The sequence below is a fragment of the Paenibacillus sp. p3-SID1389 genome, assembly GCF_025151705.1.
GTDB classification, from domain to species: domain Bacteria; phylum Bacillota; class Bacilli; order Paenibacillales; family Paenibacillaceae; genus Fontibacillus; species Fontibacillus phoenicis.
Genome location: NZ_JALXVO010000024.1, coordinates 60,149 through 67,563, shown reverse-complemented (window position 1 = coordinate 67,563; position 7,415 = coordinate 60,149). Strand labels below are relative to the sequence as shown.

The following is a 7,415-nucleotide window of genomic DNA, read 5'->3' as shown; positions in this document are numbered from 1 at the left end:
TAAATCCGTTTGGCCACTTCATAGCGATGATTGCCTCAATGCAGTCCGCCTCACTTTGAAAACGGCTGCTAATAGGTTGAAGATCCGTATTCATCCCTAATTCCATGTCCGATTCCTCCAATTCAAATCCTCTAACTCAATAAACACGAACGTATGTTCTTTTTTCTTCTATTATACCAAACACATGTTCTTTTTGCAAGCAAAAAATTCCAGATGGGCCATCTTATTTTCGTAAAAATAGGAATGATCAGCTACCGGGTAACCTCGTCTCATCCCGATCATAGAGTCCTCTATTCTGAACAAAAGGGATAATGGTACAAAGAGGTAGCAAGAAGATCCTCTTCCTAGCTCCACCAATTCTGAGCAAAAGGGATAATCATGCAAAGAGGTGCAGCGAGAGGACCCCTTTCTCGATCCCCATTCTGATTGAAAGGGATAATGGTGCAAAGGGGAGGCTAGAAGAGCCCCTTCCTAAACCTCCCTATTTCTGAACGAAAGGGATAATCATCAAAAGAGGCGCGCGAAAGACCATACGGGGCAGGAGAGTACCACCAACCAGGGGGGATTGATCTTTTTTTGCATCTATATTCAAGACTTGGAGCAACGAGTATAATCTAGTATAAAAGCTTATTCATTATGTAAGAGAAGGAAGGTCGTCAATGCAAAAACGCGTTAGGTTAGCTCTATTATTGATCCCCATTCTTTTGGCGGTGGTTCCCTGTATTCTAGCGTTGGTCGTAAACGGCGGGGTTGAACCAACCTGGTACCTGATTACGGGCATATCTGTTGTGCTGGCGGTCTTGGCAGCTATCGTATTGATTCGAATGATTGCCGTCCCGCTGGAACGTTTGACGGAAACGGCCAAGCATATTAGTGAAGGGGATTTGACCCGGCGCTTGGACTATTTGAACCGGACAGATGAGATCGGCGCCATGGCAAACCAATATCAACGGATGGTAGACCATCTTCGGGGGATCATCACCAGCATTCGGGATACGACGAACCAGGTCGTTACCACGTCCGAACGGCTGTCAGCGGGTGCGAAGCAAACGGTGGACACGATCGGGCAAGTCAATGGTGCCCTCCAGGAGATTGCAGCTGGTAGCGAACGGCAGTTGTCGGAACTGGAAGGCGGAGCCCAAGGCATGGGAGAGATGTCCCGTCAGGCGAGTCAAATGTCGGAGCAAATCGTTAACCTTACCGAGACGATGGAGAAGACGACTGCAGCTGCAGAGGAAGGGAACTCATCCGTGCTGAGCGTAGTTGAGAAAATGGAACGAATTCAGCAAACCGTTGATGAGCTGGGAGAAGTCATCCAGACGTTAGGCGAGCATACGGCCAATATCGGTGGTATTATCGAAGTGATTACAGGTATTGCTCAGCAGACGAACTTGCTGGCGCTAAACGCATCGATCGAAGCGGCGCGAGCCGGTGAGGAAGGCCGGGGATTCGCCGTAGTTGCTTCGGAGGTGCGTAAGCTGGCGGAAGGGTCCGAGCAATCGGCCAAGCAAATTGCGGAGCTGATCGGCAGCGTGCAGGCGGAAGTCGAACGCGCGGTCGTCTCCATGGAGGAGGCCAAGCAGGGGGTTCACGAAGGGATTCTTGCCGTTGATACCTCCGGCCGCTCGTTCTCGCGGATTCGCAAAGCGGTTCGCAGCGCTGCGGACAAGATGGAAGGCCTCGTTGCGAGTGTCAAAGAGATGGCCACCGGCACGGAAGTGGCAAAAGATACCATTCAAGGGAATCGTCAGATATCCGAGGAACTCGCCAGCAAAACCCAGACGATTTCCGCCGCTGCGGAGGAACAGCTTGCTTCCGTTGAGGAAATTGCCTCCTCTGCCGCCCAACTGGCTCAAATTGCTGAACAATTAAAAGTAAAAGTGGACAAGTTCCAGATGGATCGGAAATCCTGATTCATCCACTGCATTGCTCTCCGGTTTACCGCCGGAGGGCTTTTTTTGTCTACATAGATTTTCCAAAATGGTACATTCTACATCATATCACCATGAATCGGCGGACCGGCAAGGAGTGTTCCCATGAAGACCAAGGAACGAAAACAAGAGAACAAAATCAGCCGAGATTTGGCGGAAAATATCAAGCAAGTGAAAAACGTATTCCAGGACTGTTCCGACGTCATCTACCGCGAGATTCAGCTCACCGAGGATATCCGCGGTTTGCTGGTATACATTGAAGGGATAGCTAAAGTTGAGGACGTTCAGCAGCATATGCTGCGTCCGTTGATCGAGGGATTGGCCAAGCACCCGCACGCAAACGGGGACATCTATCCGTTATCGTTCACGAGAATCTCGTTAAGCCAAACGCAGGCTGCTACCGACTGGCCGACGGTGATAAACGGAGTATTGACGGCAAACGTTGCTATTTTTGTTGAAGGCATGGACGAGGTGCTGCTGTTCAGCGTCAAGGGCGGTTCGCGCCGGAGCGTTCAGGAGCCGCAGACGGAAGCGGTGATCCGCGGTCCGCGTGAAGGCTTCACGGAGTCGCTAAGGATCAATACCGCCTTAATCCGGTTCAAAATCAAATCGGAAAAGCTGAAATTAATCGATATGGTGATCGGTTCGATGACCAAGACGGACGTCGCGATCGCCTATATCGAAGGTGTGGCCGAGGAATCGCTGATTGCTGATGTAAAGGACCGGCTCGAGAGCATCGATATCGATGGGATTCTGGAATCCGGATACATCGAGGAATGGATTGAGGATAATCCTTCCTCGCCGTTTCCGCAGATGCAATATTCCGAACGGCCAGACTCCGTTGCTGCGCAGCTGCTGGAGGGGAGGATCGCCATTTTTGTGGACGGCACGCCGTTTGTGCTGATTGCTCCTGTGACGTTATGGCAGCTTCTGCAGGCCAGCGAGGATTATTACGAACGCTTTTTCATCAGCAATATGATTCGCTGGATTCGCATCTTTTTCTTGTTTCTTGCCCTGTTTCTGCCCAGCTTGTATATCGCGGTCACGACCTTCCATCAGGATATGCTGCCTTCGACTTTAATCTTAAGCATCGCTGCTTCCCGGGAAGCGATTCCTTTCCCCGCGTTGGTGGAGGCCTTTATTATGGAAATCTCCTTTGAAGCGCTGCGGGAGGCCGGCATCCGTCTGCCCAAAACGGTTGGGCAAGCGGTCAGCATCCTGGGGGCGCTGGTGATTGGGCAAGCTGCAGTCCAGGCCGGCATCGTGTCCGCACCGATGGTTATCGTCGTCTCGCTGACCGGGATCGCTTCCTTCACGATTCCCCGTTTTAGTCTTGCGGTGACGGTTCGGATGCTGCGTTTTCCGATCATGCTGCTGGCCAGCGCCTTCGGATTATTTGGCATCGTGATCGGTGCGATTTGGATCGTCGTCCATCTAACGCAGTTAAAGTCGTTTGGCGTGCCTTACATGAAGGGGGTAGCCCCGTATGAGGCAAGAGATATGAAGGATATTTTCAGCAGGGTGCCGATCTGGAAGATGAAGGAGCGGCCTTCGGACGCAACCCGAGGGAACGTTCGTCGAATCGGAAAATCCCGTCCATTGGGGAGTGATTCCAATGAAGGATGGTGAACGTTCGTGAAAGCAAGCTTTGCCCGGGTTCGGGCGATTAGCGTGTTCGTCCTGCTTCCCTGCCTGCTGACGGGCTGCTGGGATCGCGTCGAAGTGAACGATGTTGCCTTTGTTCTGGCGACTTCAACGGATTTGGATGAAGGCCAAATTCGTTCGACCGCGCAAATCGCCTTGCCCAGTTCGCTCGGGGGTGCTGGCACCCAAGGGGGCGGGGGCGGAACGACCGGCAGCAAAACCTACCTGATGGTTTCCCAAACGGCGCCAACGCCATTCCAGGCGAATGAAAAGTTGCAAGACAGTTTATCGCGGGTGATCAACTTCTCTCACCGGAGGGTGACGATTATTGGAGAGGAGTTCGCCAAATCGGGAATTGCCGGGTCTATCGACGTCTTGGCTCGGTTTCCGCAAAATCGGCTAACGACCTACGTTGTGCTTAGCCGCGGGCCAGGATATAAATTGCTGGACGTTGAGGCCCCGATCGAGCAATCCCCTTCGGAAATGATCCGCGAGCTGGCCAAGTCGGCCATGCAGGACCCGATCTCTATCCAAAGCATGGCCAATGCGCTGCTAACCGAAGGAAGAGATTTCGCAATTCCGGTCATGGTGACGACGCCCAGTGTTCCCGAGAAGGTCGGGAATGGCCAAAGCCTGGTCAGGCTGGATGGATTAGGCGTATTTCACGACGACAGGCTGTCGGGTTATTTAACTGATAAGCAAGCGCCTATGGCGCTGATCGCGATGGGGCAGGCGCTGAATCCCAAATTCACGGTCGTGATGGGTGAACATCATCCGCAAGAATCGGCGACGATCGTATTAAATCAAATCCACAGGAAAATCCATCCTCATCTGGAGGATGGGAGCATCTCGTTTGACTTGGAGATCGAGGCGACCGGGTTGATCTTGGAAAATGTGACCCGGCAAAGTTTCGAACACACGATGATGTTATCGCTGGAGAAGCATGCCAATACGTTTCTGGATCAGGAGATCCAGTCGGTCATTAAAGAAACGTTTCAAAAGCATCGATCGGATATTTATGGATTTAGCACCGCCCTGAACAGCAAGTACCCTGCCGAATGGAACAAAATGAAACACCGCTGGCATGACCTGCTGCCGGAAGTCGAGGTCCGTGTCCGGACAAAGGTTCATCTGGAGAATAGCGGCGAATTAATCGACTCGCTGGGAATAAAGGAGGAGCTTCTCAAGAATGACTAGTTCCTACATTGGATTGTTGTTGTTGATTGCTTTCAACTGCTGGCGGGACCGGGAGGCACTCCGGGAAGGAGGGGCGCTGAGCCGCTGGGCGTTTTATTCGGTGATGGCCGCTTCCTTCGGGATCCTGATCTATGTGACATGGTCCTCCCAAGTCTTCTATCCCACAGAGTGGCTGGGACGGGTGTTACAGCCGCTGGTACCGTTTGATCATCATCATTGATAACCCTACCGAACATGGAGGAGTGTGCCTGTCATGAAAATTACCAAACGGCAAATCACTCTGCTTGGGGTCCTGTACATCGGATCGATATCGTATCTGCATACGTACACTTTAGCGACTCAAGCGGCTCACCAGCACGCCGTCATCAGCTATATAATGAGCGGGCTGATTTGCCTTGTGTCGTTGTGGTTGGTCTCCACGACGCTGAAGCGATTCTCTGATCGCAATTTGTTGCAGGCGATGGCCGGCAGGTTTCCTGTTTTCGGCAGGGCCCTGCTGGTCATCTACCTCTTGTTTCTGCTGTTTATATGTGCAAGAGACATCCGAATTATCTCGGATTTCACCAATACCGTGCTGCTCAATCGGACGCCGGTCCCGATTCTCGGATTGATGGTGACCGCAACGGCGGTTTACATCTGTCAGGGAGGCATTCGGGCCTTTTTGGGACTCAGCGAAATTTACATACCGATTTTTATCGCCTCCATGTTTATTGGTGTTTTGGTATTGATGCGTGATCTAAACTTCACATACTTAGTACCTTATTTCTCACCGGATTGGTCTGGGATTATGGAGGGAACCTGGTATGTCTTCCCCTATCAGGCTGAAATTCTGGTGCTTCCGCTCGTGATTTCCGGTAAATACTACAAGGCAATTGCAGGCTACGTCAGCTTGGTCATAGGCACCGTCTTGATGGTGGTACTGTTGCTGATAACGCAGATGGTTTTGGGGATCCCTTTGGTCGAAAGATTGATTCACCCCAGTTACGAGATGATCCGTCAAATTCAGATCACCGATTTTATCGATCGCTTCGATTTGCTGCTTTTGGGTTTCTGGTATCCGACGGCCTTGAGTAAGATCGCATTCGATCTCTATGTGCTGTGTTACACCTTGCAAATCGTCGTCCCCAAGCTGTCCGGCCGGCTGATGACAGCTCCCGCCGGCGCGCTGGCCTTTGCCTGCTCCGTCTGGTTCTTTAAAAATGCGCTGCAGCTCTTTCACTTTAACTTCGTGCTTCCGTTGATCGGCTTCATCTTTTACCTTGTCTTTCCGATCCTGTTCTTTGCGGTGCTGCGACCACGCCGAAATAAACCGGAACCGAAGGCAGGCTAACGGCCGATCGCCGAAATGGCAATTTACTTCGCTTTCTCCGTCGTATAAGCTGAAGGTAGTTAATAGGATAAACCTGGGAGGTATACGATGGCACGGAGACTGGAAGGTAAAAAAGTTGCGTTGACCGGGCCCCGTCGGGCAGAGGAACTAGGCAAGCTGGTTGAGAACATGGGAGGTATCCCGCTGTACCGTCCGGCACAGGGAACCGTGTTGCTCGACGATCAGGCGTTGCGAAGCGGTATTGTCGATTGGGTGGAGCATCCGCCGGATTGGTCGATTTTTACGACGGGGATGGGGGTGGATGCGCTGTTCGATATGGCCCAGGATATGGGCGTCGCCGATCAATTGTTGGAGCGCCTTCGAGAGGAGAACATTGCCGCTCGGGGCTACAAGACGGTTAACGCTCTGAAAAAACGGGGGCTAACCCCGATCGTCCGCGACGATGACGGCAGTACGGAAGGCCTCATTCGCGGGTTAGCGCAACATGAATTGCGCGGAGCAAGCGTGTTGTTGCAGCTGCACGGCGATCCGGCGCCCCGCCTGGTCGCTTGGTTAGAGGAGCAAGGGGCGAGCTGCCGCCAGTTGCTGCCCTACAAGCATATTGCGCCTCCCGAAGCGGAGTTAGAGAAGTTGTTGAGCGATATTTTGGCCGGGGAAATTGATGCTGTGACGTTTACAAGCGGACCGCAGGTGCGCTTTCTGATGGAGCACGCGGAGCGTCAGGGGCAACTTGACGCTTTGCTGGAGGTGCTGAAAGGCCCGGTATTAGCGGTGGCTGTGGGCAAAGTGACGGCAGCCGGTCTATACGAAGCCGGGGTGCCCCGGGTGCTGGCTCCCAAGGAAGAACGGATGGGCAGCATGATGGTTGAGTTGGCCCGTTATTATGCGGGTGAAGCCGAACCGCTCTTTGCAGCCCCAAGCGGCGGAGATGAACAACGAGCCTAAATTGGGTAATGATAGGTATAGGTACTACAAACCTCAAATGAAAGGATGATGGGCAATGAGCGATTTACTGAAAAAAGCGATTTCGCTGGGTTGGGGTTTGACGATCATGAGCAAGGAGAAGATCGAAAGCATCGTCGATGATTTGGTAAAACGCGGAGAGCTGGCCCCTTCCGAATCAAAACAGCTGGTGGAGAAGCTGATTGAACGCGGCAGCGAAGAGCAAAGCAAGTTCAAAGAGCTGGTGAATGAGCAGGTTCGGTCCGCGTTGCAGAACATGGGCTTGGCCACGGCAAAAGAGGTAGAGGAGTTGACACGGCGGGTAGCGGAGCTGGAAATTCAGCTCGCCGAGCTGCAGCAGCCTTAAAGCA

At 52.5% G+C, this 7,415-nt stretch carries 7 protein-coding genes and 1 pseudogene; 7 read left to right on the top strand and 1 reads right to left on the bottom strand.

Annotated elements, in window-relative coordinates:
- Nucleotides 1-106: pseudogene (locus tag M3G15_RS21760) on the bottom strand (transposase); the annotation flags it as partial.
- Between the two features lie 553 nt (nt 107-659).
- On the opposite strand from M3G15_RS21760, the gene M3G15_RS11990 reads away from it, so the two are divergent.
- From M3G15_RS11990 to M3G15_RS11960, 7 genes are all read left to right on the top strand, one after another.
- Nucleotides 660-1,913: a methyl-accepting chemotaxis protein gene (locus tag M3G15_RS11990; RefSeq protein WP_260071045.1), complete on the top strand. Its 1,254-nt coding sequence runs from the start codon at nt 660-662 to the stop codon at nt 1,911-1,913.
- A 123-nt stretch (nt 1,914-2,036) separates the two neighbouring features.
- Complete coding sequence (locus M3G15_RS11985) at nt 2,037-3,560, top strand: spore germination protein (RefSeq protein WP_260071044.1); 1,524 nt, start codon at nt 2,037-2,039, stop codon at nt 3,558-3,560.
- Nucleotides 3,561-3,566: 6 nt separating this feature from the next.
- Nucleotides 3,567-4,772: a Ger(x)C family spore germination protein gene (locus M3G15_RS11980; RefSeq protein ID WP_260071043.1), complete on the top strand. Its 1,206-nt coding sequence runs from the start codon at nt 3,567-3,569 to the stop codon at nt 4,770-4,772.
- On the top strand, nt 4,765-4,992 hold the full coding sequence (locus tag M3G15_RS11975; protein WP_009223691.1) for a hypothetical protein: 228 nt from the start codon (nt 4,765-4,767) through the stop codon (nt 4,990-4,992). The genes M3G15_RS11980 and M3G15_RS11975 overlap by 8 nt, the downstream gene beginning before the upstream one ends.
- A 33-nt stretch (nt 4,993-5,025) precedes the next feature.
- A complete protein-coding gene (locus tag M3G15_RS11970; protein WP_260071042.1) occupies nt 5,026-6,102 on the top strand; it encodes a GerAB/ArcD/ProY family transporter in 1,077 nt (358 codons plus the stop codon).
- An 87-nt stretch (nt 6,103-6,189) separates the two neighbouring features.
- Nucleotides 6,190-7,047: a uroporphyrinogen-III synthase gene (locus M3G15_RS11965; protein ID WP_260071041.1), complete on the top strand. Its 858-nt coding sequence runs from the start codon at nt 6,190-6,192 to the stop codon at nt 7,045-7,047.
- Nucleotides 7,048-7,102: 55 nt separating this feature from the next.
- Nucleotides 7,103-7,411 carry a phasin family protein gene (locus M3G15_RS11960; RefSeq protein ID WP_009223694.1) on the top strand — a complete coding sequence of 103 codons (309 nt, stop codon included), beginning with the start codon at nt 7,103-7,105 and terminating at the stop codon, nt 7,409-7,411.
- Nucleotides 7,412-7,415 lie beyond the last annotated feature (4 nt).